At 40.2% G+C, this 24,194-nt stretch carries 25 protein-coding genes; 11 read left to right on the top strand and 14 right to left on the bottom strand.

What is annotated here, in order from left to right; genetic code table 11:
* Window positions 1–19: 19 nt before the first annotated feature.
* A complete protein-coding gene (locus ODU34_RS07695; protein ID WP_205015028.1) occupies window positions 20–808 on the bottom strand; it encodes a hypothetical protein in 789 nt (262 codons plus the stop codon).
* A gap of 195 nt (window positions 809–1,003) precedes the next feature.
* Between ODU34_RS07695 and ODU34_RS07690 the strand changes: the two genes are divergently transcribed.
* Together ODU34_RS07690 and mcrC are read left to right on the top strand one after the other, a co-directional pair.
* The gene (locus ODU34_RS07690; RefSeq protein ID WP_205015030.1) at window positions 1,004–2,701 is read left to right on the top strand and encodes an AAA family ATPase; all 1,698 of its coding nucleotides are present in this window, start codon (window positions 1,004–1,006) and stop codon (window positions 2,699–2,701) included.
* Window positions 2,698–3,747, top strand: a complete 1,050-nt coding sequence (gene mcrC, locus ODU34_RS07685; protein ID WP_398578436.1) for a 5-methylcytosine-specific restriction endonuclease system specificity protein McrC — start codon at window positions 2,698–2,700, stop codon at window positions 3,745–3,747. The genes ODU34_RS07690 and mcrC overlap by 4 nt, the downstream gene beginning before the upstream one ends.
* A gap of 78 nt (window positions 3,748–3,825) precedes the next feature.
* Here the strand turns inward: mcrC and ODU34_RS07680 are convergent, their stop codons facing one another.
* Entirely contained in the window at window positions 3,826–4,140 is a 315-nt protein-coding gene (locus ODU34_RS07680; RefSeq protein WP_044776260.1) for a helix-turn-helix domain-containing protein, read from the bottom strand.
* Window positions 4,141–4,306: 166 nt separating this feature from the next.
* Here ODU34_RS07680 and ODU34_RS07675 point away from each other — a divergent pair, with 166 nt between their 5' ends.
* Both ODU34_RS07675 and ODU34_RS07670 read left to right on the top strand, forming a co-directional pair.
* A complete protein-coding gene (locus ODU34_RS07675; protein WP_205015034.1) occupies window positions 4,307–6,721 on the top strand; it encodes an LPXTG cell wall anchor domain-containing protein in 2,415 nt (804 codons plus the stop codon).
* 44 nt (window positions 6,722–6,765) lie between these two features.
* Entirely contained in the window at window positions 6,766–7,455 is a 690-nt protein-coding gene (locus tag ODU34_RS07670; RefSeq protein WP_029187251.1) for a hypothetical protein, read from the top strand.
* Between the two features lie 254 nt (window positions 7,456–7,709).
* Here ODU34_RS07670 and guaA read toward each other — a convergent pair whose 3' ends face one another.
* Window positions 7,710–9,260 carry a glutamine-hydrolyzing GMP synthase gene (gene guaA, locus ODU34_RS07665; protein WP_205015035.1) on the bottom strand — a complete coding sequence of 517 codons (1,551 nt, stop codon included), beginning with the start codon at window positions 9,258–9,260 and terminating at the stop codon, window positions 7,710–7,712.
* Window positions 9,261–9,535: 275 nt separating this feature from the next.
* Here guaA and ODU34_RS07660 point away from each other — a divergent pair, with 275 nt between their 5' ends.
* The 7 genes from ODU34_RS07660 to xerS all read left to right on the top strand — a co-directional run bounded on the left by ODU34_RS07660 (window position 9,536) and on the right by xerS (window position 15,675).
* Entirely contained in the window at window positions 9,536–10,234 is a 699-nt protein-coding gene (locus ODU34_RS07660) for a GntR family transcriptional regulator (protein WP_024410069.1), read from the top strand.
* Between the two features lie 99 nt (window positions 10,235–10,333).
* On the top strand, window positions 10,334–10,666 hold the full coding sequence (locus tag ODU34_RS07655; protein WP_172013495.1) for a putative DNA-binding protein: 333 nt from the start codon (window positions 10,334–10,336) through the stop codon (window positions 10,664–10,666).
* 12 nt (window positions 10,667–10,678) lie between these two features.
* Entirely contained in the window at window positions 10,679–12,253 is a 1,575-nt protein-coding gene (ffh, locus tag ODU34_RS07650) for a signal recognition particle protein (protein WP_105178814.1), read from the top strand.
* Window positions 12,254–12,447: 194 nt separating this feature from the next.
* Window positions 12,448–13,116 carry a SatD family protein gene (locus tag ODU34_RS07645; RefSeq protein WP_024407060.1) on the top strand — a complete coding sequence of 223 codons (669 nt, stop codon included), beginning with the start codon at window positions 12,448–12,450 and terminating at the stop codon, window positions 13,114–13,116.
* Window positions 13,117–13,119: 3 nt separating this feature from the next.
* Window positions 13,120–13,860 carry a DUF3307 domain-containing protein gene (locus ODU34_RS07640; RefSeq protein ID WP_105178813.1) on the top strand — a complete coding sequence of 247 codons (741 nt, stop codon included), beginning with the start codon at window positions 13,120–13,122 and terminating at the stop codon, window positions 13,858–13,860.
* Window positions 13,861–13,926: 66 nt separating this feature from the next.
* Window positions 13,927–14,421, top strand: a complete 495-nt coding sequence (locus ODU34_RS07635) for an AAA family ATPase (RefSeq protein ID WP_238145913.1) — start codon at window positions 13,927–13,929, stop codon at window positions 14,419–14,421.
* A 183-nt stretch (window positions 14,422–14,604) separates the two neighbouring features.
* Window positions 14,605–15,675: a tyrosine recombinase XerS gene (xerS, locus tag ODU34_RS07630; protein ID WP_105178812.1), complete on the top strand. Its 1,071-nt coding sequence runs from the start codon at window positions 14,605–14,607 to the stop codon at window positions 15,673–15,675.
* Window positions 15,676–15,744: 69 nt separating this feature from the next.
* On the opposite strand, the gene ODU34_RS07625 is transcribed toward xerS, so the two are convergent.
* The 11 genes from ODU34_RS07625 to ODU34_RS07575 all read right to left on the bottom strand — a co-directional run bounded on the left by ODU34_RS07625 (window position 15,745) and on the right by ODU34_RS07575 (window position 23,918).
* On the bottom strand, window positions 15,745–17,253 hold the full coding sequence (locus ODU34_RS07625) for a phosphomannomutase/phosphoglucomutase (protein ID WP_105178811.1): 1,509 nt from the start codon (window positions 17,251–17,253) through the stop codon (window positions 15,745–15,747).
* Between the two features lie 176 nt (window positions 17,254–17,429).
* Window positions 17,430–18,371, bottom strand: coding sequence for a sensor histidine kinase (locus ODU34_RS07620; RefSeq protein ID WP_105141178.1), 942 nt, complete (start codon window positions 18,369–18,371; stop codon window positions 17,430–17,432).
* Window positions 18,368–19,036 carry a response regulator transcription factor gene (locus tag ODU34_RS07615; RefSeq protein WP_161945422.1) on the bottom strand — a complete coding sequence of 223 codons (669 nt, stop codon included), beginning with the start codon at window positions 19,034–19,036 and terminating at the stop codon, window positions 18,368–18,370. Before ODU34_RS07615 ends, ODU34_RS07620 begins: the two co-directional genes overlap by 4 nt.
* A 38-nt stretch (window positions 19,037–19,074) precedes the next feature.
* A complete protein-coding gene (locus ODU34_RS07610) occupies window positions 19,075–19,341 on the bottom strand; it encodes a type II toxin-antitoxin system RelE/ParE family toxin (protein ID WP_024401228.1) in 267 nt (88 codons plus the stop codon).
* Window positions 19,331–19,570 (bottom strand): type II toxin-antitoxin system RelB family antitoxin, encoded by a 240-nt coding sequence (gene relB, locus ODU34_RS07605; protein ID WP_015646833.1) that lies wholly within the window; start codon window positions 19,568–19,570, stop codon window positions 19,331–19,333. The genes ODU34_RS07610 and relB overlap by 11 nt, the downstream gene beginning before the upstream one ends.
* 90 nt (window positions 19,571–19,660) lie before the next feature.
* Window positions 19,661–21,631 carry an FtsX-like permease family protein gene (locus tag ODU34_RS07600; RefSeq protein WP_105178810.1) on the bottom strand — a complete coding sequence of 657 codons (1,971 nt, stop codon included), beginning with the start codon at window positions 21,629–21,631 and terminating at the stop codon, window positions 19,661–19,663.
* Window positions 21,632–22,384, bottom strand: a complete 753-nt coding sequence (locus ODU34_RS07595; RefSeq protein ID WP_024407069.1) for an ABC transporter ATP-binding protein — start codon at window positions 22,382–22,384, stop codon at window positions 21,632–21,634.
* Window positions 22,385–22,392: 8 nt separating this feature from the next.
* Window positions 22,393–22,782, bottom strand: coding sequence for a NisI/SpaI family lantibiotic immunity lipoprotein (locus tag ODU34_RS07590; RefSeq protein ID WP_105178809.1), 390 nt, complete (start codon window positions 22,780–22,782; stop codon window positions 22,393–22,395).
* A 12-nt stretch (window positions 22,783–22,794) separates the two neighbouring features.
* A complete protein-coding gene (locus ODU34_RS07585) occupies window positions 22,795–22,935 on the bottom strand; it encodes a hypothetical protein (RefSeq protein WP_105178808.1) in 141 nt (46 codons plus the stop codon).
* A 98-nt stretch (window positions 22,936–23,033) separates the two neighbouring features.
* Window positions 23,034–23,768, bottom strand: a complete 735-nt coding sequence (locus ODU34_RS07580; RefSeq protein WP_105178807.1) for a TraX family protein — start codon at window positions 23,766–23,768, stop codon at window positions 23,034–23,036.
* Between the two features lie 12 nt (window positions 23,769–23,780).
* On the bottom strand, window positions 23,781–23,918 hold the full coding sequence (locus tag ODU34_RS07575) for a hypothetical protein (RefSeq protein WP_162841163.1): 138 nt from the start codon (window positions 23,916–23,918) through the stop codon (window positions 23,781–23,783).
* Window positions 23,919–24,194: the final 276 nt, after the last annotated feature.

Genomic DNA, 24,194 nt, shown 5'->3' with positions numbered 1-24,194 from the left:
TCCCACTCCCACCGTTTATTCAAGGATAGGTGATAATTGTCTTATCTACCGAATCTTCCAAAGCCTGGCGCGATTCTTCTGATAAACGCAAATCTGCAAGGGTTTGTTCTGAAAAATAGTAGGGATTTAAACTATCTACAAATACAGAAATTGAAATGACAGCTTTCTCCAATATCAGAGATTTTTCAGCGTAAGAAAAGGGAATAGCAGACCAATCATCACTCTCAAACATTTCTAAAATACCTTTTTGAACTTGAATTTCAGCCTCATTTTTAGCTGAAACTAGGATTGTTTTTAGTGTAGTACGAAAACTTTCCTTGTCTTGTACCAAGTCTTCCAAGGTCAGCAAGCTTTCATCTGCCTTCTCATAAAAAATATCTAATTCCGTCTCTGACGAAGTAGTCACATGGAGCCAGTCAGCCTTGATACTGGTTTTCATTACTGCATAGGCAGAAGTATTTTCAAAGGGACTGCTGCGCGTTTGAGGATAGAGAACAATCCACTCTTTCTGGAATAGATTGTCAGGTTTAGCTATTTTCAATTCCTCCTCAGAAGCTGTACCAATCCGCTGGCTGATAGCAGTAGTGGCATCTCGTTGATAGAATCCAATGATACGCGGATTTTGCGGACCACCAATGGCATCAATTTTTGTTCCTAGATCATTAATAATACGTATGTTCAAGGAATGACACTGCTCATTTAATAATCTATTTTGCTCTTTTCCGAGCCAGTAGATTCCGATACAAGATAGAGCAGTAGCAATAAGCAAGACAAGTAACAGCACTTTCGAGTATTTCAGCACAGCCATCACACCTTTCTAAAACGTTTTCATTCACATATTATCATATAAAAATATCAAAAGCAACTATTTTGAGGTACCGCATTAAACGGTTACACAAGTATATAAATTCTAAGTTTACGACAGGAATGTTTAATGATAAAATATAGGTAAATTCGAACTCATAATTTAATAGGTGTAGCTACAACACCGTTGGAGGATACTATGGATGAACAAAATCAATTCAATTGGGTAAACTTTTATAAGGAATTTGCTTGGAAATTGGTAGACTATAAAGATAATAGAGCAGAGCTGGTTGAGAAAGTAAAAGCTATCTATACCAAAACAAAGATACATATGCCCACGTTAGAAAAGGACAATCAACTGATAGATATTGATCCTTTTACGATATTTGGACTCTTCAATAAGAAAATAACAGAAGAGAATCGCATCAAAATTCTGACAGCTATAGCAGAATTATTCCACCTCCAAGCGGAAATCCCATCCTCTTTTGAAAGCATACCAGTACTGAATAATCAGAATGCGACTTTCTATTACTTCATCGGAGATCGTGATGAGAAAGATATTGATGACTTATGGGAACTTTTCATTGCTGCTTTGACCTATAGCAAGGAGCCTACGGCTGAGAAGAAAGAAAAATTTTCACACTATTTTGATTTGGCTATAAACAAGAAAGGAAATGGCAACAGCAAGATTACGATGGCCTTGTATTGGATTGCTCCCGACTTTTTCTTGAGCTTAGATAGTCAAAATGAAGCGTATGTGTATGAGTCTGGGGAGATTCCAACTGACATTGTCCAAAAATTGCCAAAGATGAAGTCAAAAATTTCTGCCGACGAGTATTCTTATATTTCAGATTCCATACTTCAATATTTAAACAGTGCAGAGAGCAAACTGAAAGATTTTAAAGAATTATCATCCATGGCTTGGAAATACTCTAAACAGATCAATCAAGAAGAGAAGGAAAGAAGTGCTAGAGCAATTTCTCCACTGACTGATGAAGCTGATACTGGAAACGAGATAGGTGGAGAAGAGGTAGTAGAAGATAGCTATACGAAAAATCACTTCCTATCAGAAGTCTATATGACAGAAGAAGAGTATGATCAATTAACCTCCATACTCCAAATGAAAAAGAATATCATCTTACAAGGAGCACCAGGAGTTGGAAAGACGTTTGTTGCAGAACGCCTAGCATTTTCATTAATGGGTAAGCCAGATTTAGAAAGGGTCATGACAATTCAGTTTCACCAAAGCTATTCCTACGAGGACTTCATCATGGGCTTTAGACCTTCGACAAGTGGCTTTGAGCTGAGAAGGGGGGCATTCTATACTTTCTGCAAAAAAGCAGAATCTGACAAGGGGCATGATTATTTCTTTATTATTGATGAAATAAACAGGGGAAATTTGAGCAAAATTTTTGGTGAACTGTTTATGCTGATAGAAAATGACAAACGAGGCAAGTCTTTACAGCTCCTCTACTCGGATGAGCAATTCTCAATTCCAGAAAATCTATATATCATCGGCATGATGAATACCGCAGATAGGAGTTTAGCCCTACTTGATTATGCACTGAGACGTCGCTTTGCCTTCTTTGACATTAAGCCAGGTTTTTCAACTGCGGGATTCAAATATTATCAAACAAATCTGAAAAACGAAAAATTCGATAGACTCATTTCCTGTGTAGAAAAGCTAAATCAGGCCATTTCAACAGAGGAAGTACTAGGAGATAGCTTCTGTATTGGGCATAGTTACTTCTGCGGTTTATCGGCAGAAGTACTGGACCAAGGTTTGCTAGAAGCCATTGTTGAATATGAACTGATTCCCCTCTTGAAAGAATATTGGTTTGATGAACCGACAAAAATTCATGATTGGAGTAGTAAGTTAAGGAGTACCATCCAGTGATACCTGTCCAAAATATCTACTATATGCTATCTTACGCATTCAAAATCCTTCATAAGCAGGAATATAAACGGATCGCTACTGAAGAATTTAAAAATGCTGCAGATCTACTGGCGGAAATAATGATCATTAGCCTCTCGATACAGGTGAAAAGAGGACTTGGTAGAGAGTATCGTTCTCAAACCGAGTCACTCTCGGCACTTAAAGGTAAAATACATATCGCTGAATCTTTAACACCTCCGAATTGGCGTAGAAAGCAACTTGTTTGCCAATACGATGATTTTTCTCTTGACAGTACAATGAATCGCATTATCAAAGCAAGCATTGAGATACTGCTAAAAGCTGATATAAGCAGGGACAGGAAAAAGAAATTGAGAAAACTCTTAGTTTTCTTTGGAGAAGTCTCAAAAATTAATCTACACTCAATCAATTGGAATTTACAATATAATCGAAACAATCAATCGTATCAATTACTAATGTCAATCTGCTATTTGGTAGTGAATGGATTAATTCATACAGAGAGGGAGGGGAATAAGAAATTGATGAATTTTCTTGATGAGCGGAGGGAATCCTTGCTATATGAGAAGTTCATTCTTGGATATTATAAAAAGCATTATCCCCAAATACAGGTTACCGCCTCTCAGATACCTTGGGCACTAGATGATAATTTTGGAGAAATGCTCCCCATCATGCAGAGTGATATTTACCTCAAATATAAAGATACTATATTGATTATTGATGCTAAATATTATTCTAGTAACACACAGATTCACTTTGATAAGCGCACACTCCATTCAAATAATCTATACCAAATTTTTACCTATGTGAAAAATCAAGCTTATCGCCTGTCAGATACAAACGATACAGTAGCAGGAATGCTTCTATACGCTAAAACCGATATAGATATTCAACCTAATCAGGTCTACCAAATGCATGGAAACCAGATTAGTGTCAAAAATTTGGACTTAAACCTGCAGTTTGCAAGTATTGCTGAACAACTGGATGACATCATTACATCGCATTTTCTATCCCCTCCAAAACGGTACTAGTTAGAGTTTTAAGATAGAAAACAAAAGGCCTTAGTTAGTGTATAAATACTAGCTAAAGCCTTTTTTGTACATTTATTCTTATTGCAGAGTTTTTATCATTAACAGAATGATCTCTTCCAGTTCTTCACGTTTCTTTATCGGAAGTTTGTTTAACTCGTTCAAAACATTGTAATTTGTGGTTGAATCTACTACCTGGAAAAAATCAGACACTTCAATTTCAAGAGCAGAAATGATTTTTTCAAGTGTATCAACTTTTATATTCGAACCTTTTGTTTCGAGATTGGAAATATAGTCTATTCCGACCTCTGCTTTTTCACTTAACAGTTGTTGACTCAGATTTTTCTCTTTTCGTAATTGTCGAACACGTGTACCGATATATTGTTTTAATGTCATTTGTTTTCACTTCCTCACTACTATATAAATGATACGAGGAAATGAAATCAAATATAACTAGTTTTTATACTAAAAATAGTAAATAAATTTGTCTACAGACTAATTTTATGTGCTATAATAGTCTTAAACAAATATTTTTTGTTTACATTAAAAAAAGGGGAATCATATGAGAACACAAAGAAAAGTTGTAAAATCACTTGCTTTTACTGTTGCCCTTGGAGCATCTGCTACAAATCTTCAGGTAAAAGCTGATGAAGTAATCACTCCAGTGACTGAATCTACGGAAACAGTCGTGACCGCAACACCAACTACTATTTCTGCGGAACAAGTGGAACAAGCACAAGAAGTAGCATCTGCAGACGCACAAGCTGTTGAAGCTCAAACAGCTGTTGATACAGCAGCTAGTCAAACGCTCGCTACTGAAACTCAAGCAGTGGAATCCTTGACAGAAGCCGTAGCACAAGCATCTACTGCACAAGAAGCTCTTCCCGCAGCTGAAGCTGAAGTGGCTACTCAAACAGAAGCTGTTACACAAGCTCAAACAGCGGTTGATACAGCTCAAGAAGTTGTTGCATCAGTAAATGATGAAGTTGCAAGTGCACAAGCATCTGCCGACGCAGCAAACGTAGCTGAAGCTCAAGCATCAGCTACTTTGGAAGAAGCAAAAGCACAACCAGTAGTCACTGCTGAAAGTGTAGACGCTCAAATCGCTGAAACTAAGAGCACTATTTCTGAAAAAGAAGCTGAAGTAGCTAAAACAGCAGTAGAGATTACAGCAACTGACAGTAAAATTGCAACAGCACAAGAAGCTGTTAATAACTACAAACCAACTACAGTTACTGAAACAGTGGCATCAAGTAATTATGTTGAAGCATCGGGTGCTGACCGTGATATGGAAGACATTATCCGCGAAACATTCCCTGACGCAAATCCAGCTGATTACGCACGTCAATTTGAAACCGTCATTTTCGATGGTGAAGACACCAAAACAGTTGAATTGACAGCTGAACAAGCTAAAGAATTGGCTGAAACAGGTTCATTCACTTACACATTTGATGCGAAAGCAGTATCAGAAGAAGTAGTGAATATCATTAACGAATTGCGCCGTATCAACGGTATTACGTTGACACCACGATATGGTAAGACTCAAGACGATATTGCGTTGAAAGTAACCGACAATCTAGTTACCATCGCTAATGCACGTGCACAAGAACTGGTAACTCATTTCTCTCACACCGAGGGTAATAAAGTAAACATGAATGAAAATGGGTTTGCTAAATATGGCGAATCAATTGCCAAAAATATTTACAGTTTCACTAACACCAATAATAAGTCTAAAGCGTTATCACACTACGAATTAGCCTATAATGTCGTATTAGATTGGTTTAGCGAATATAGCAATATGCGAGTGAATTTTGGTCACCGTGCACATCTTTTAACAGAAGCTACTGGGAATATTGCTTTAGGTATGGCGACTGATGGTACTAGCCAATACTTTGCGCTATTATCAGATAACGATGCCCGAACTATTCTTTTCCAACAATCCACAGTTGATGGTAAGTTGACACAAACTTACAACGGTGAGCGTTTGAAATTCTTGCCAAAACGTACATTTAACTATGTTACAACTACAGTGGTAGACAATAGTCAAGCGCTTAAAGATGCCGTCGGTGCCCTTAAAGCTGAGAAATCAGCCTTGCTTGCACAACAGTCACTTGCATCTGACGCATTGAATCAAGCCGTATCCGCTCTTGCTACCTTGGAGCAAGCTAAGACTGATATCACTCTTGCAAATGCAAAACGTACGGCTGCAATTGCAGAAGCACAAATGGCATTTGACAATGCAAGTGCAATGGCTAAAACAGCAAACGCTACATTGCGCCAAGCTCTCGCATCACAAGAAGCCGCTCTTGCAAACTTGGAAACAGCTAAGGGTGAACTGGCAGACGCACAAGATGAATTGGCAACAGCTAAGGCTAAAGTCGCTGAATTGAAATCATTGCTTGCAAATCAAGACCAATTGCTTGCTGATTTGGAAGCTGCTAAAGTGCGCCTAAGTGACGCCGAAGTGGCAAAAGGTGAGTCAAGCGCATTGCTCGCTGAATTGGTAGCGAAAGCTACAGCATCACAAGCTGAAGCAGACCGCCTTGCAACCTTGTTTACCTTGCAAGAAGAATTCAACACAGTGATTACTGAAGATGAAGTAACAGCAACACCAAAAGATGCACCAACAGCACCAGTGTTGCCAGCGGTAGACTTCAATGATTTGTTCAGCAAACCATCAGACGAACCACAAACAACTGATGTGGAAGTACCGAAAGATGGTGATAAAGGTCAAGATTTGAATGTTATTGACAATATTGATAATGAAAAGACAGTTGTCACTCCGACAGTTTATAAGCCACAGGCAGGAATTACTGTTCAACAAACTGCTACTGGAGAAAAAGTAACTTATTCACGTGTTGAACGTGCTCATACATTGCCAAATACAGGCTCAGATGATAATATCGTTTTGATGGGCATTGGAGTTGTCTTAGCTGGTCTAGGCCTTGCAGGAGCAAGAAGACGTAGACATGGGTAAAATGGAACTGATTTACAATATTGTGAGTGTGAGGAGATAAATTTATGAATACCTATTCTAAAGAAGAACTCATGGAAATGTTGGGTTATAGTTTTCAAGTTCTGAAAGCCGTAAAAGATTTAGACGATGCTATTTTAAGGGTGCAAGATAGAGCAGCTAATAAAATTACAGGAAATTATATAAAGCTTCGTTCTTGGTATAACAAAGCTCTTGCAATTTTTATTTTATTTTGTATTGTATTAGGTGCTCTCCAAGGAAAATATGCACTTGGGATGCACACAATCTTTCAATTTTTATTAATCTATGTAGTATTTTGGGCACTGTTTTCACCTATCTTAGCTATGATAAATTTTGTTTTTAAGTATTTTGCAAAAAGAGAATTTGTAAAAGCGGAAACAAACGACGAGTCAAATGCATATCGTCAAAAAGGAAGAGAGCTACTAAAAGATAAACAATTTCTTGAATATAAAAGTATTATTCCGTCTACCTATTTCAATATGAATGACCTTTATCTACTTTATAGCTATTTGGAAAACTTTAGAGCAGATAATTTTAAAGAAGCTGCCAATTTATTATCGGAAGAGAAGCATCGAGACAATGTGGAATATAACCAAGCTATGATGAAAGATAGTCTTCGTTCAATTCAAAATAATGTACGCTACCAATCTGTTATGCAAACAATCCAATTACTTGAAACAGCAAAGATTAGGTCATCTATTGATTCATTATTCTAAGTAATGTGGTGAAACAGAATTTTGAACTTCTTAAGATTAGATAAACAATTGAATTTAAAATTAAGAGATAGTGAATAATAAGCATCACTATCTCTTTTTGCTACGAGTAACAGATAAAAAACGAAGCCCAACCTTGAGCTTCGTTTGGAGACAATTTGGAGACAGTTCAAACCAATTTATCTCATTTAAATGCTTTGTATAGGAGTTAGAATGCTGTTAAATCAAGGATTCTTAGCTAAAGTTACTCTTATATATTATTCCCACTCAACTGTTGCTGGTGGTTTACTTGTTATATCATAGACGATGCGGTTGACGTGGTCTACTTCGTTTACGATGCGGACAGAGATTTTTTGAAGAACATCCCATGGTAGTTTGGCAAAGTCAGCTGTCATTCCATCGATAGAAGTGATAGCACGGATGGCGATGGTGTAATCGTAGGTACGACCATCTCCCATGACACCTACGGAGCGAACGCCAGTATTAACCGTGAAATATTGCCACACATCGCGGTCAAGACCCGCTTTTGCAATTTCCTCACGCAAGATAGCGTCAGATTCGCGAACGGTTTGAAGTTTTTCCTCAGTGATTTCACCCATGACACGAATGGCAAGGCCTGGTCCTGGGAATGGTTGGCGCCATACAACTTCATCCGGCATACCAAGAGCAGTACCAAGGGCACGAACTTCATCCTTAAAGAGAGTATTGAGCGGTTCAATCAACTTGAACTGCATATCTTCTGGCAGACCACCAACGTTGTGGTGAGATTTGATTGTCTCAGCAGTATCCGTTCCTGACTCGATAATATCGGTATAAAGTGTTCCTTGCGCTAGGAATTCAACATCAGTCAACTTGCTCGCTTCATCGTCAAATACGTAAACAAATTCATTACCGATGATTTTACGTTTCTTCTCAGGGTCAGATACGCCAGCAAGCAGGTCTAGGAAACGTTTGGCAGCATCAACGCGAATAATATTAAGACCAAACTTGCCACCCAACATCTCCATAACTTGATCGCCTTCATTTTTACGCAGAAGACCGTGGTCAACGAAGATACAGGTCAACTGCTCACCAATAGCGCGTTGGAGCAGGACACCAACAACAGATGAATCTACACCGCCTGACAAACCAAGCAAGACTTTCTTGTCACCGACTGTTTGGCGGATTTTTTCAATTTCTGTTTCGATGAAGTTTTCCATTGTCCAGTCGCCTTTGGCTCCACAGATACCAAACGCAAAGTTTTTCAAAATATCGTTTCCATATACGGAATGACGAACTTCTGGGTGGAATTGGATACCGTAGATACGGCGTTCAGTATTTTCAATAGCAGCAAAAGGACAGTCAGCAGAAAGACCAACCAAGTGGAAATCAGCAGGAATTTCAGTTACAGCATCCCCGTGGCTCATGAGTACAAGCTGCTCTTCTGGTGTTCCAGCAAAAAGTGCTGATTCAGTCTTCAGTTGAAGATTTGATTGACCATATTCACGATTTCCAGCCTCACCAGCAGGAACAACCTTACCTCCCAATTTATGGGTAATTAACTGCATACCATAGCAAATCCCTAAGATAGGAATACCCAATTCAAAGATTTCTGGATCAATATCAAAGGCATTTTCTGCGTACACAGAGTTTGGTCCACCTGAAAGAACGATACCAATTGGATTGATGGCACGGACTTCCTCAGCTGTAATTTTATGGTTTTTCAATTCTGAAAAGACACCAAATTCACGAATTCGACGTGAAATAAGTTGGTTGTACTGGCTACCATAATCCAATACAATAATTTTTTGGACATCTTGTTTTGTCATGTTTTTCCCTTTCGTTTTGAAAAAAATTCAAATACTAGTAGTTATTTTAACATAAAAGCGAACATTTTCCAAATTTTATTTGTTAAATATCTGTTTTGCAAACTATGAATGATAATAAAAATGTTAGTGTTCGTATTTTTATTGTTTTTACTTAATTTATTTTAGGTAATCTGACTTCATTGTTTGCCTAGGAGAATTTTACCAATGGAGTGTAGCCTGAATTAGCCAAACGCCTTTATTTTTGGTAAACTAGAAAGAAGAGAAAGGCTAGATAAATGAAAGCAGCATATATCACAATTCACGATAAAATTAAGGAACAAATCGATAACGGAATCTGGAAAATTGGTCAACGTTTACCAAGTGAACGCGATTTAGCAGATGAATTTGGTGTTTCTCGTATGACACTCCGTCAAGGAATCACACTTTTAGTGGAGGAAGGGGTGCTACAACGCAAGATTGGTTCCGGTACTTATGTCGCCAGTACACGGGTTCAAGAAAAGATGCGAGGCACGACTTCCTTTACTGAATTAGTACAACTCCAAGGAAAGACGCCAAGCAGCAAATTATTATCCTATACACGAACCAAACCTAATGAGAAAGAAGTTGAACAATTAGGTTTATCCCGTGGCGAGTATGTTATTCGAATGGAGCGGGTCCGCTATGCAGATAATGTTCCTGTCGTGTATGAGGTTGCCAGCATTCCTGAACGCTTGATAAAAAATGTCCCCAAAGAAGATGTTACCAACCATTTCTTTAAAACACTTATAGACAATGGTTATCGAATTGGAACGAGCAAACAAACCATTTTTGCTCGTTTAGCCAATGACAAAGTTGCTCAATATTTACAAATTTCTAAAAACCAGGCTATTCTCGCACTAAAACAGGTATCTTATCTCGAAGATGGTCAAGCATTTGAATTTGTAAATAGTCAGTACGTTGGAGAACGTTTCGAATTCTATTTAGAAAACAGTTAACATAAAAAAATATGCAAAACATTTTAAAATCCGTAATCTTTCTAGTGATGACGGATTTTCTTATTTATAAAATATGGAATTTTTGATATAATAAAGTTTATGGAAATTGAAAAAACCAACCGAATGAATGCCTTATTTGAATTCTACGCAGCCTTGCTAACAGACAAGCAAATGAACTACATTGAGCTCTATTATGCCGATGATTACAGTTTGGCTGAGATTGCTGAAGAATTTCAAGTCAGCCGTCAGGCGGTCTATGATAACATTAAACGAACAGAAAAATTACTGGAAGACTACGAGATGAAGCTACATATGTATTCTGACTATGTGGTGCGTAGCCAGATTTTCGATGAAATACTGAACAAGTATCCAGAAGATGCTTATTTGAAGGAAAAAATCGCTATTCTAACCAATATTGATAATAGAGAATAAGAGGAGAAGTATATGGCTTTTGAAAGCTTAACAGAACGTTTGCAGAATGTGTTTAAAAATCTGCGTCGTAAGGGAAAAATTTCTGAGAGTGATATTCAGGAAGCAACCAAGGAAATCCGTCTAGCCTTACTAGAAGCCGACGTTGCCTTGCCAGTTGTCAAAGATTTCATCAAGAAAGTACGTGAACGTGCTATCGGTCATGAAGTTATTGACACTTTGAACCCTGCTCAACAAATCATCAAAATCGTTGATGAAGAATTGACGGCTGTATTGGGTTCTGAAACTTCAGAAATTATCAAATCACCAAAAATTCCAACTATCATTATGATGGCTGGTTTGCAGGGGGCTGGTAAAACGACCTTCACAGGTAAGTTGGCTAACAAACTCAAGCAGGAAGAGAATGCCCGTCCACTCTTGATTGCTGCTGATATTTATCGTCCAGCTGCCATTGACCAGTTGAAGACCCTTGGTCAACAAATTGATGTACCTGTATTCGAGTTGGGCAATCAAGTCCCTGCCCTGGAAATCGTTCGTCAAGGTTTGGAGCAAGCTGAAGCCAATTACAATGACTATGTCTTGATTGATACGGCCGGTCGTTTGCAGATTGACCAAGCCCTTATGGCCGAATTGAGAGAAATCAAAGAGTTTGCTCATCCAAATGAAATCCTCTTGGTCGTCGATGCCATGATTGGTCAAGAAGCTGCCAACGTTGCGCGTGAGTTCAATGATCAACTGGCTATTACTGGTGTGATTTTGACCAAGATTGACGGCGATACACGTGGTGGTGCAGCCTTGTCTGTCCGTCACATTACTGGTCAGCCAATCAAATTCACCGGTACTGGTGAAAAAATCACCGACATCGAAACCTTCCACCCAGACCGTATGTCCTCGCGTATTCTGGGCATGGGTGACATGCTGACCTTGATTGAAAAAGCCAGCAAAGAATACGATGAGAAGAAATCATTGGAACTCGCTGAAAAAATGCGTGAGAATACCTTTGATTTCAACGATTTCATCGATCAATTGGACCAAGTTCAGAATATGGGACCAATGGAAGACCTGCTGAAGATGATTCCAGGTATGGCTGGTAACCCAGCCCTTGCCAACTTGAAAGTTGACGAGCGTGAAATTGCACGAAAACGAGCTATCGTATCTTCTATGACGCCAGCCGAACGTGAAAATCCTGAATTGTTGACACCGAGCCGTCGTCGTCGTATTGCTAACGGTTCTGGAAATAGCTTTGTCGAAGTCAATAAATTTATCAAGGATTTCAACCAAGCGAAAACCATGATGCAGGGTGTCATGTCAGGCGACATGAATAAAATGATGAAACAAATGGGAATCAACCCAAATAATCTCCCTAAAAACATGCCAAACATGAACGGTATGGATATGTCTGCTCTTGAAGATATGATGGGCGGTGCAGGCATGCCTGATATGAGCCAACTGATGGGAGGGGCTGGTATGCCAGATATGTCCCAAATGTTTGGAGGCGGTTTGAAAGGTAGAATCGGCGAGTTTGCTATGAAACAAGCCATGAAACGCCAAGCCAATAAAATCAAGAAAGCCAAAAAGAAGAGAAAATAATCTCTTCTTTTTTACTTTTTATTCGAAGAAGTAAGATACAGCAATATAAAATAGAAGTAGCAAAGCAGAAAAAATGATTTTTTGAACCCAAACACTTTCCATTATAATGGAAATAGTTAAAAATGTCCTTTTTAGTGGACAATCTTTATATTGTCCGTTATAATGGAAATGTAATAGAAAACAGAGGACAAGTTATGAATTATATCGCAATAATAGGAGATATTGTCAATTCAAAACAGACTTCCAACCGCTCTAGTATCCAAGAGCGGCTAAAACAACAGCTGAATAGAATCAATCATTCCTTCGCTCAGGACTTCGCATCGCCTTTTACCATTACAAAGGGAGATGAATTTCAAGCCTTATGCAAGCCTAACCCTTATATTTTTTTGATGATTGACCAAATCCAATTAGCCTTTCGTGATGAGGTGGAGATTCGATTTGGAATTGGTTTGGGGGAGATTCTAACAGCTATCGATCCCAAGCTAAGTATTGGAGCAGATGGTCCAGCTTATTGGGAAGCACGCAAGGCTATTGACTTCATCCACGACAACCATGACTATGGTACCAGCAAAATTGCCTTTTCATCTGAATACAAGCAAATCGATCGTGTGATCAACCCCTTGCTAACTTCTAGCGATTTCATCAAAGCCGCTTGGAATCGTTCGCAAACGGATCTGTTTGAAACCTTAATCTCCCAAAAAATCTATCAAGAAGATTTCACACAAAAGCCAATTGCTGAGAAAATGAAACTCAGTCAAAGCGCCTTTACCAAACGTTTGAAATCCAGTGGAATCAAACTCTACCTGCGTAATCGTCAAACTGCCATGAATTTGATTCTCCAGCTCAGTCAGAAAGAAGGATAAAGCATGTCATTTTCAGTTATTTCTAGCTATCTTATTCAACATCCAGTTTTAACCGCCTTGCTTATTGCCCACTTTTTAAGTGATTTTACCTTCCAAAGTCAAGCACTGGCAGATGCTAAAAAGCTTCAGTTGAAAGCTCTTTTCATGCACCTTTTCATTGTTGCTATCCCTTTTCTTATTCTAGCCTTACTCACCCCCGTTCAAAACGGAGATTTATTTTTTCAAGTTTGGCTGAGTCATCTTGCGATTGACTATGTCAAATATTTTCTCAACAAACACCATTGGATAAAGGACTCCTGGGAATCTGGAGCATTCCTAGTTGATCAATTTCTACATATCATCTCTATCATCATTCTTTATCACACTATCGGTGTTAATGTCGCTTCACACTCACTCTGGATTGAACCAAATTATCTCCTCCTGCAAATCCTTTTTATCCTTCTGATCAGCAAGCCCGTCAATATTCTTTTCAAACTCTACTTTAGCAAATATCAGGTAGCGGAAGGAGAAGAAGAGCAGACTGTGACAGGTGCAGGAGCCTTGATTGGTCAATTGGAGCGCCTCATAATGGGAATTTTTCTGCTTCTAGGGCAATACACAGCTATCGGACTGGTATTTACAGCAAAGTCCATCGCACGCTATGATAAAATATCCAAAAGCCAAGCCTTTGCTGAATACTATTTAATTGGTTCGCTATTTAGTATCATTAGTGTCCTAGTATTGTACGTTTTATTGATTTTATAGAAGAAAAAAAGTTTACATAATTTATTTTGTGTAAACTTTTTTTGTAAAAATAGAAAGGAATACTGTATGATTATTTGGTTAAATGGCCCATTCGGTGTCGGAAAGACTACTTTAGCAAATATATTACACAAACGAATAGAAAACTCATATCTATATGATCCCGAGTTACTAGGTGATTTCTTACAACATCAATTACCTCAGACTGTATGTCCTGAAGATTTTCAAGATTATTCCGTTTGGCGACAGATTACTTATAAAATAGTATTTGATTTAGCGGCTAAAACTGATAAGATTATTATTATTCCCATGACAATCTATAAGAAAGAATATTATCATGAGATTATTCAGCAATTGATAAAGGATAAGATTCCTTTGGAACATTATATTTTGTTAGCTGACAAAACAACCATTTTAGAACGTTTAGATAATCGAGTCAATGAAGACAACATCTGGGCCAAAAGGCATCTTGATGTTTGTTTAAAAGCTTTTGAAAGTCATATTCCGGGGCAAAAGTTAAACGAAGCCAGAAGAGGTTGCGAAGGAGATTCTAATGCTCAGTAAGTTTACCGTGAAATAATGTAGATTTTTGAAATTTTGGGTGTGAAAAAAATTTCCAGTTATAGCAATTTTCTTTGGTTATATTAAAAATATCCTCACATACATCTTTCTGAAAAACTATAATTTTCTTGAAACTTATATAAGATTATGCTATACTACTCATATAGCTAAAATCAGGAGAAAATGATGAGACGCGAGTTATTATTGGAAAAAATTGATCAGCTGAAGGAAGTCATGCCTTGGTATGTTTTGGAATATTATCAGTCCAAGTTGTCTGTGCCCTACAGTTTTACAACCTTGTACGAATACTTGAAAGAATACCGTCGATTTTTTGAGTGGCTACAGGATTCAGATTTGGTAGCTGTCGAACGAATTGCTGACATTCCGCTGGATGTTCTGGAACATCTGACCAAGAAAGATATGGAGGCTTTTATTCTTTATCTGCGGGAGCGTCCCTTGCTGAACGCCAATACTACGCAGAATGGTGTGTCGCAGACCACCATTAATCGTACCCTGTCGGCCCTTTCTAGCCTCTTCAAGTATTTAACCGAAGAAGTGGAAAATGAGCAGGGCGAGCCCTACTTCTACCGCAATGTCATGAAGAAGGTGTCCACCAAGAAGAAGAAGGAAACTTTGGCAGCGCGGGCGGAGAACATCAAGCAAAAGCTCTTTTTGGGCGATGAAACGATGGAGTTCTTGGACTATGTCGATAAAGAATATCAGGTAAAGTTATCCAAACGTGCCCTCTCATCCTTCCAGAAAAATAAGGAGCGGGATTTGGCGATTCTGGCACTTCTCTTGGCTTCTGGCGTCCGTCTGTCAGAAGCAGTGAATTTGGATCTTCGAGATGTAAACCTCAATATGATGATTATCGAAGTAACCCGTAAAGGTGGTAAACGGGACTTGGTCAATGTAGCTGGTTTTGCTAAGCCCTATCTGGAAGCCTATATGAGCATCCGTCAACAACGCTACAAGGCTGAAAAAACGGATACAGCCTTCTTCTTGTCTGAATACCGTGGTCTGCCCAATCGTATCGACGCTTCTTCTATCGAAAAAATGGTTGCCAAATATTCTGCGGACTTCAAGATACGTGTGACACCCCACAAACTCCGTCACACGCTGGCAACACGACTCTACGACGCCACCAAGTCGCAAGTTCTGGTCAGTCATCAGCTGGGCCACGCCAATACCCAGGTAACCGACCTCTATACCCATATCGTCAACGATGAGCAGAAAAATGCTCTGGATCAGTTGTGATGTTGCGTAAATTTAATTATGCAAATTAATAAAGGAGTAAGCTCAAACTTACTCCTTTTTCTACTCAATCTAAATCAATTCTTTCAATTTGTCCTGATTGACTGCTGGGTACTGTTCCAAAAAGGTTGAGAGTGTTTGTAAAACGGCAGGAATATAGCCAGTCTGGTCATTCTCCACCTGCAAGACCAATAGTGGCTCGTGGAGACTCATACGGAGCAAGAGCCAGCCGTCACCATAAGGCTCAGTCAGGTCAAACCGCACTCCTTCTTCGTTCTCTGGGTTAAAAGCAAAGCCTTCGAGGCTGGTTTGGCGGAGGTCAGCAATGACCTGTTCACCCAGTGCTCGATAGTCTGCCGCTTCTAGTTTGAAACGCACTTCTTGGGTTTCCAGCGGTTGTTTAAGCTGGGCAATCAAGTCGTCCAAGGACTTGCCTTCCGCTTGCAGTTTTGGTAAGAGCATGAGGATCTTAGCCGCCACATAAGTTCCGTCATCAAGGAAGTAATTTTCCTTAAAGGCAGCGTGTCCTGAGGTTTCGATAGCCAACTGGCAATCAACTCCCTCTTGATTTGCTAAAATAGCACGGTTAATCACATTGCGATAGCCTGAAATATAGCGAATTTGTTTGCCACCCAGGCTTTCTATAAAGACTTTAAGATGCTCAGTTGTTGGGGAATTGGTCACAATGCTGGTTCCTGGATGTTCAGCTAGGACAATCTGACTGAGAACGGCAATCAGGTTGTTACGATTGAGAATTTCTCCTGACTTGGTGACCAGGGCGGCACGGTCAACGTCGGTATCAAAGATAATACCAAGGTCTGCGCCTTGCTTCAGGACGGCCTGGCGAATGCTTTCCATAGCTTCCTTGTTGTCTGGGTTTGGAACATGGTTTGGGAAGGTTCCGTCTGGGTCTAGGAATTGTGAGCCTGTGGTATCTGCTCCCAATTCTGCCAAAACTTTCTCAGCAAAAAATCCGCCTGCACCGTTTCCAGCATCGACGATAATATTAAGACCTGTCAGTGGTTTTTCTTGTCCACCACAGGCGGTACGAATTTTACCAACCAAGTCTTGGGCATAAGGCGTAATCAGGTCTGCACTGGTGACACTTCCAAGGGAAGAAGCTGGCAAGTCTTCACTATGCGAGAGGATGAAGTCAATATCTTCGTGCTCTGCTCCGCCATTTTCCGAAAAAATCTTAATACCGTTGAAGTAATAAGGCAGGTGGCTGGCAGTGATCATGACACCAGCGTGGCACTTGAACTGAGGATACTGGGTGCTCATGAAGAGAGCTGGCGTGGTGGCCATGCCAAAGTCAATCAGCTGAACCCCCAGACGAACGGCTTCTTCTGTAAAGGCTGTGACCAAATCTGGACCGCTGAGGCGGCTGTCTCGACCGATACCGATGGTCAATTGGCCTTTTTGATAGGCCTGCGCCAGTTCTGGCTTCTGAGTTAGCCAATGAATAAGTCCGCGAACCACTTCCTTGGTGGCTTGTGGAGTAAGATTGACAGCATATTCGTCTGTAGCGATAGCAATTCCACGAATATCTGATCCATTTTGCAAGATGTGATGATGGGACATAGTAACCTCCTAATCGTCGTTTAGTTTATCTTTTATTACGTCGTTAACTCGCTTTGCCGTACTCCAGTACTGCCTGCAGCTCGTTGCCTAGTACTAAAAGCAAACTAAATGACTTTATCAGTTATTCTAGTATAGCATAATTTCAAAACGCTTTCAAAATGAAAAAAGCACAGCTTTCACTGTACTTTAGTAATGCTTACAGTTGTACCAACTTCCAATTGACTTTCCACGGAAATAGCTAGTTCCAACTGATTCAAGACCCGCTTGGTCAGATACAATCCAAATCCTGTGGCTTTTTGGTGTTCGCGGCCATTAAAACCTGTAAATCCCTCATCAAATAGGCGTGGAATGTCTTCTGCCAGAATCCCAATCCCCGTATCGGAAATGGAAATTCCCTCATTCAATTCAATGGCCACCTTACCACCAGTCTTATTGTACTTGAGGGCGTTGTCGATGATCTGTGACAGGGCAAAACTAAGCCACTTTCTGTCGGTTTTCAGTAACCAATTTCCATTGATGCTCAGTGAAATGTCTTTTTGTAAGAACTGATTGCGGTATTTTTTGACCAAATCTACCACTACTTCTCTTACTTCCACCTGCTCAAAGCGAAAATCGCTGGCATGGTTGGTCAGTTTGAGGTAGTTGAGGAGATTTGCCATATAATTGTCCAAGCGTAAGAGCTGGTGATTGACATCCTGCTGGTTGAGATTATCAGTCTGGCTCATCAAAGACAGGGCAGCCAAAGGCACTTTCATCTGATGGGACCACATTTTGACCATGGCTTGCAGATCCTCTTCTCGTGACTTATAGTCCAAGAGCTGCTCCCGCGTCGCCTCCTTCTCCGCTTCAATCAAGTTGAGATAGGCAAGGTCCACAGGCTTATTAAGCAGGGGCAGAGCTTCTTCATGGACATAGTCTTCCAAGGCTCTCATGCGGTTGCGAAACTTCCAGAAAAGCCCTGCAGTCAGAAGGATTAAGAGGGTTAGGGACAATAGCAGAGCGTTTTGCAGGAATTCGGTGGGCAGTTTGTAAAGTAAAAAGAGCAAGATAAAACTACCAGCCAAGACCAGATAGGCGAAATAAAAACTACGGTATTCTCGGATAAATTTTGCTATCATTTGACCAGGTACCCCACGCCACGCACAGTATGAATACGGTCAAATCCCACCTCACTCACCTTCTTACGCAGACGAGTCATGTTGACATTGAGTGTATTCTGGTCGATAAATTCTTCATTTTCCCAGAGTTTTTCTAACAGTTCTTCCTTGCTGACAATCTGCCCTTGTCTTTCTAGTAAGGTGGATAAAATCTTAGTTTCCGTAGGTGAGAGCTGAACCTGTTCCGATTTGCTTGAAAAACGCCCATCCAAACTAAGCTGGAATTGGTCGATAGACAAGTCAGTTGTTTTGCTGAATTGATTGACCCTACGCAGGAAGGCACCGATTTTGGCATCCAAAATCCCTAGTGAAAACGGTTTGGATACAAAATCATCGCCACCCATATTCATGGCCATGACTGCATTCATCTCATCATCGCTAGAAGAGATAAAGATAATGGGCATGGTCATGGTTTTACGGATTTCTGTCGTCCAGTAAAAACCGTTATAATAGGGTAGGCTAATGTCCATCAGCACCAAGTCTGGTTTGATTTCAGCAACTTCCTGACTGACAGCTCGGAAATTCTGCACACTTTCTACCTGATAAGATTTTCCCAAATGCTGTTTCAAGAGCTGGACGATCATCTCATCATCTTCAACAATATAAATCTTTTCTTTTTTCATCATCTTCATTCTGCAAAAGCCAGGACACAGGTCTTGGCTTTCTATTTATATATTTCTTTCCGATGCCCGACTTCAAGGGCCGTTACAATCAATTTGTCATCTTCAATGCTGACGATAACCCTGTAATTGCCGATACGGTAGCGCCATTGGCCAGAACGATTGGCAGTTAAGGCTTTTCCGTATTGTCTAGGGTTGTCGCAACCGTCAATATGCTTGTAGAGATAGCGCAAAATCAAACTTGCAGCGGTTTTATCCATCTTTCGAATTTGCTTTTGAGCCTTAGCAGACAAAATAACCTTATAACTCAATGCCCAACTCCTCAGCCATTTGTTCTAGTGTTATCGGCTCAATGCCGTTTGCCAAGTCTTCTTGGTATTCTGCCCAGGCTATGTCTGCCACACGCGCATCATACTCGTCTTCAAGGGCTTCAAGGGTTTTAGTCCGAATGAGTTCTGACAAACTCACGCCTTCAAACTTTGCCATAGCCTGCATAAAGAGCTTGTCCTGCTCAGAAACCTTTAAAGTAATAGCTGCCATTTTCTCACCTCTTCTAGTATTCCTTTGGTATTACCATTGTAACACCATTACTTAAAAAAAACAAGAAATCCCGCATAAGCGAGACTTCTTCTACCGTTCAATAATGCGATAATAGGTTCGGCTGGTCCACTTGTAAATGACAAAGTAGATCAAGACAACTGCAAGCAATGTAATACCACTAACCGTGTAAATCATGCTAGAAGAAACCACACCGAACACTATCAACATTTGTTTGAGCATGACCAGGGCGACGACAAAGTGCAAGGTCGCCATAGCTAAAGGCATAAAGAAGACCAAGAGTGTTTGAGAGTTGATGGTTTTCTTGACAGCCTGCTGGCTCATCCCCACTTCCTGTAAAATCTTGTAGGATTTCTTGTCCTCATGCCCTTCCGAATACTGCTTGTAGTAGATAATCAAGGCAGCACCCAGCAAGAAACTAATGCCCAACAAGAAGCCTGTGAAGAGGAATCCACCTGTAAAGCCCATGATCATATTATTGAAGTCTGTTTTTTGCATGACGTAACCAAAAGATTCTCCACTAGCATCGCTGATATTATAGGCATCACCTGCCTGTTCACCGACTTTCGCTAGTTCCTCATTGGTCATGTCGGTAAAGACACGGTAGTCCAGACTAACCTGATAGCCTTGCGGATTATTTGACTCATAGTAACTGCGAATGGTTTCCAAGACACTATCATCACTGACCACCATGACGGCAGCATTGAGCGTATTGGTGATGTCTGGGAAAATAGCTGTATCAAGATTGGCTACGTTCTCAAAGCTACTATCACCCAAAGTGACTTTCTCTAGCAAAGGCTTTTCACTCGGACGCATAAAGGCAACTTGATTGGCAGCCAGTTCTGGCAAGTCATTGCCCAACTTTCTGAAATCTTCTTGGGTGATGAAGTAGGTAAAGGCCATCTTACTAAAGTCTGGATTGGCAATGGTTTCTGGACTGATGACAATCTCCTTGCCACCATCATAGACCAGACCAGCTTGGTAGGTCATATAGGTCAGGCTATCTTCCGCTTTTTCTGGAAAATGGCTGAGCACCGATTGCTGATAGGCACTTTCCCCTTGACTTCTATCCGCAACGTGATAGGTAATAGATGTTTCCTTTGGATAAAGTCCACTGGTCATATTTGCCATGCCTGTATAGAGGGAAGTCGTTGTCGCAATGGTGACAAAGGCCATGACCGCAAGTAGCGTGATATTGGCCAAGCCTGTTGCGTGCTGTTTCATCCGAAAAATCATCTGCGATGTAGTAATGAAATGCTCTGGCGTGTAAAAATAGCGTTTGTTTTTCCGCCGAGCCTTCAAATACCAAGTCATAAAACTGATATAGAACAAGTAGGTCCCCGCAATGACAAAGAGCACAGCGATAAAGAAACGATAGATAACAGCCAGACCTGCCGATTGAGACGAAAGTGACAGGTAGTATCCAACACCTAGGCTAAGGACACCGAGAGCAGCCAAGAGGAGATTCCCACGTGGCTCCTTCTCACCCTTTTCACTAGCTCGGAACAAAATCAGCGGACTGGTCTTGCCAATAGTCCGAATGGCCAGTAATTCCAAGATGAAGAAGATGCCTGCAAAGAGAAAGGCAGTCATGGCAAATGCCAGAGGTAAAATACTAAAGTGTAAGTCACTATAATTGGTCAGATTCACAAAAATCAAGTAGAGAACATTGGCAAATACACCTGCTAATGCAGATCCCAGCAAAATGACCAAAAGGAAGATGAAAAACAACTCAATGCTGGCAACCAAGGCCACCTTCTTCTTGTTCATCCCCAGCATATTGTAGAGACCGAACTCTCTAGTCCGTTGTTGCATGAGGAAATTAAAGCTATATATTTCCATAATCAGCGAGAAAATGGTCAATACAACGACACCCAGCCCGATAGACACGGCACCTGTTCCCATGGTTTTCATGACTGGACTGAGCATGAGCAAGAACATAGAACAAATCAAGGTAAAGAGGACTAGACTAGCTAAAACAAAGGGGGCAAAGACACCCATGGATTTTCGGATATTTTGTCCAGCAAGTTTGAGGTAAAACATCTACTCACCCCCTAAAAGTGCAGACATATTGAGCGAAATTTCCTTGGCAAAGTCCTGATTGCTCTTACCTGCCTTGTATAACTGATGGAAAATCCGACCATCTTTGATAAAGAGAACGCGTTTGGCATGGCTGGCTGCGTTGGCTGAGTGGGTCACCATGAGAATGGTTTGTCCATCTAGGTTGATGTCTTCAAACAAATTGAGCAAGTCTTCCGAATTGCGGTAATCTAGGGCAGCCGTCGGCTCATCCGCTAGGACAATCTGTGGCTGGGTAATCAAACTACGGGCAATGGCCACGCGCTGCTTTTGTCCACCAGATAGTTCAAAAGGACGTTTTTTCAGCAAATCTTGAATCCGCAGTTTTGGTGCCAAAACTTTCAACCGTTTTTCCATTTCCTCATGACTGGTACGTGCCAATACCAGAGGTAAAAAGATATTGTCTTGGATGGACAGGGTGTCCAAGAGATTAAAATCTTGGAAGACAAAGCCTAGGTTACGCAAACGGAAATCCGCCAGCTTGCTTTCCTTGATTTTCGTAATATCCTGATTGTTTAAGATAACAGAGCCCCTCGTCGGCTTGTCTAGGGTTGCTAGAATGTTGAGCAAAGTCGTCTTACCAGAACCACTTTCACCCATGATAGCGATAAACTCGCCCTCTTCTACCTTAAAATCCACATCTTGCAAGGCACGAGTTTCCTCTTTTGAAAAGCGCGTGCGGTAAACTTTTTCTAAATGATTGATTTCTAATAACATATAAACTCCTAATTGTTTTCTTTGGATAAATCAACTGTATCAAGTAATGCTTGATAGTCGATTCGGTCTGATTCAGCAATATTATTTTCTAAATCTACCTTATAATAACCATCCTGGACACCGATGGCCCAGTCATTGCTGGATGTTACATAGAGATTATTCAAGGATACTGTTTTTTTCACTGAACCCTCTTCTTTGACAACAGGCCATTCCATAAACTGAACTTCTGTTCCTTGAATACTATCTTCGGCAACTTCCTGTTTGCTAACGGCATAGTCTTTTCCCTTGTAATGGAAAGTTTGATAGCCCACATCAAAGCTAAGGCTTGCTGAAGAGGAAGAACAAGCGGTTAGCATTATACTGCCCAAAGCCAGCAAGCCAAATACTTTCTTTTTCATAGTTTCCTCCCTCTAGTATGCCATAAATCTTGTACTTTGCAAATCAAGTGCTAGCTCCTCTAAAAATTCTGCCTGTTCCAAGAGTTCAGCTTTTTCTTTTTCGGAGAATACCTTTTCTTCCATTTTCTTGGCTTGTAAAAATTTGAATGACATGTATTTTCCTTCCTTCTGTTTCTTATAAGTCTATTATAGAAAATATTCTATCTGCCTTCTCTTACAATTCTGACCTAAAAACTTACAAGATTGTAAGGTTAGATAAAGAAGGCAATGGTTGCCAGTAGCCACAAGTGTAGCGGATAGAAAATGTAAAAGAAATAGCGTGAAAATGCTGTGCGGAGCCCTGCTTGTCCATTATAAAAACTAAGAATTGGCAAGACCAAGATAAATAACCAGTCAGCATTGTAGAGCATCATCTGAACGGTCACCTCAATAGTTTCATAAGGTTGATAGGACAAAAATAGTAACAATAGGGCCAATATTCCATAAGCGATGTTGCGTTTAACTAATGATTTGCGACCCATATATGTAATGAGGATGAAGGGCAAGACCACCGAACCCCCTTCTGTGAACAAAGCTCCTAAGATTGTCAATAAACCTGCCAGCACGACCTGAACGATTTGTTGCTTTCTACTATGTTCAGCAAAATTTCTAAGACAAACCAGTAAAGTTAATCCGACTGCTAGGGTCATAAAGATATTGTTGCTCATGTAAATCTCTTTTGACTGGTAAAAATTGTTTAGCAGAGTATTGCCAAGAGCCATGATTCCTGCTGCCCCATACAGCCGTAACAAATAGGCTTTGACATTACTCGTATGAAGATAGCCTTCAACCAACATGTAGGCAAAGAAAACTGCGACACAGCGAGTCATCATGTGAAAGACCAAGCCAAGTTGATTTGGGATAAAACCTGGAATGATATCCAGATGATCCAGAACCATCAAGCCAGCCATAGCCAGTTTCAGTTGATAAGCATTGTAAGTTTTCAAAATAATCTCCTCCTAATACATCCAGTTGCGGTGCAACAATTCATGTTCCAGTTCAAATAAAAATTCAGCTTGTTTTTCTTGCTCTTCTAAATGGTTGCTTTCTTGTGATTTATCAAACATTTGCTTGGCTTGTAAAAATTTGAATGACATGTGTTTTCCTTCTTTCTATTTCTTATGAGTCTATTATAGAAAATATTTCTCCTGCACTCTCTTACAGTTCTGATTAAAAAACTTACAGCTTTGTAAGGAAGTCATAACCACCCGTGAAAACGGGTGGCTTGTACACCGGCTATAAGCCGTTTCTCTCCAGCGACGTCTAAAGACGTTCGCTGAACTTCGTTCAGGTTAGTGCTATAATTACTTGACTAATGCCCGTAACAACGGGCTTTTATCTCGTTCTAAAACTGCCATCTGAAAATGGATCTT

Origin of the sequence: Streptococcus sp. 2018WUSS126, from assembly GCF_044427425.1 — a bacterium.
GTDB classification, from domain to species: domain Bacteria; phylum Bacillota; class Bacilli; order Lactobacillales; family Streptococcaceae; genus Streptococcus; species Streptococcus hashimotonensis.
This window is presented reverse-complemented; position numbering and strand designations above follow the sequence as displayed.

What these genes read in the sequence shown, in the direction of transcription:
- ODU34_RS07625 (WP_105178811.1), bottom strand. Translation starts at nt 17,253, where the DNA reads ATGTCCCATCATCACATCTTGCAAAATGGATCAGATATTCGTGGAATT.
- ODU34_RS07680 (WP_044776260.1), bottom strand. Translation starts at nt 4,140, where the DNA reads ATGACATTAAAACAATATATCGGTACACGTGTTCGACAATTACGAAAA.
- ODU34_RS07660 (WP_024410069.1), top strand. Translation starts at nt 9,536, where the DNA reads ATGAAAGCAGCATATATCACAATTCACGATAAAATTAAGGAACAAATC.
- ODU34_RS07690 (WP_205015030.1), top strand. Translation starts at nt 1,004, where the DNA reads ATGGATGAACAAAATCAATTCAATTGGGTAAACTTTTATAAGGAATTT.
- ODU34_RS07585 (WP_105178808.1), bottom strand. Translation starts at nt 22,935, where the DNA reads ATGTCATTCAAATTTTTACAAGCCAAGAAAATGGAAGAAAAGGTATTC.
- ODU34_RS07695 (WP_205015028.1), bottom strand. Translation starts at nt 808, where the DNA reads ATGGCTGTGCTGAAATACTCGAAAGTGCTGTTACTTGTCTTGCTTATT.
- ODU34_RS07645 (WP_024407060.1), top strand. Translation starts at nt 12,448, where the DNA reads ATGAATTATATCGCAATAATAGGAGATATTGTCAATTCAAAACAGACT.
- ODU34_RS07590 (WP_105178809.1), bottom strand. Translation starts at nt 22,782, where the DNA reads ATGAAAAAGAAAGTATTTGGCTTGCTGGCTTTGGGCAGTATAATGCTA.
- ODU34_RS07675 (WP_205015034.1), top strand. Translation starts at nt 4,307, where the DNA reads ATGAGAACACAAAGAAAAGTTGTAAAATCACTTGCTTTTACTGTTGCC.
- ODU34_RS07615 (WP_161945422.1), bottom strand. Translation starts at nt 19,036, where the DNA reads ATGATGAAAAAAGAAAAGATTTATATTGTTGAAGATGATGAGATGATC.
- ODU34_RS07635 (WP_238145913.1), top strand. Translation starts at nt 13,927, where the DNA reads ATGATTATTTGGTTAAATGGCCCATTCGGTGTCGGAAAGACTACTTTA.
- ffh (WP_105178814.1), top strand. Translation starts at nt 10,679, where the DNA reads ATGGCTTTTGAAAGCTTAACAGAACGTTTGCAGAATGTGTTTAAAAAT.
- relB (WP_015646833.1), bottom strand. Translation starts at nt 19,570, where the DNA reads ATGGCAGCTATTACTTTAAAGGTTTCTGAGCAGGACAAGCTCTTTATG.
- ODU34_RS07575 (WP_162841163.1), bottom strand. Translation starts at nt 23,918, where the DNA reads ATGTCATTCAAATTTTTACAAGCCAAGCAAATGTTTGATAAATCACAA.
- guaA (WP_205015035.1), bottom strand. Translation starts at nt 9,260, where the DNA reads ATGACAAAACAAGATGTCCAAAAAATTATTGTATTGGATTATGGTAGC.
- ODU34_RS07600 (WP_105178810.1), bottom strand. Translation starts at nt 21,631, where the DNA reads ATGTTTTACCTCAAACTTGCTGGACAAAATATCCGAAAATCCATGGGT.
- ODU34_RS07620 (WP_105141178.1), bottom strand. Translation starts at nt 18,371, where the DNA reads ATGATAGCAAAATTTATCCGAGAATACCGTAGTTTTTATTTCGCCTAT.
- ODU34_RS07595 (WP_024407069.1), bottom strand. Translation starts at nt 22,384, where the DNA reads ATGTTATTAGAAATCAATCATTTAGAAAAAGTTTACCGCACGCGCTTT.
- ODU34_RS07640 (WP_105178813.1), top strand. Translation starts at nt 13,120, where the DNA reads ATGTCATTTTCAGTTATTTCTAGCTATCTTATTCAACATCCAGTTTTA.
- ODU34_RS07655 (WP_172013495.1), top strand. Translation starts at nt 10,334, where the DNA reads ATGGAAATTGAAAAAACCAACCGAATGAATGCCTTATTTGAATTCTAC.
- ODU34_RS07670 (WP_029187251.1), top strand. Translation starts at nt 6,766, where the DNA reads ATGAATACCTATTCTAAAGAAGAACTCATGGAAATGTTGGGTTATAGT.
- xerS (WP_105178812.1), top strand. Translation starts at nt 14,605, where the DNA reads ATGAGACGCGAGTTATTATTGGAAAAAATTGATCAGCTGAAGGAAGTC.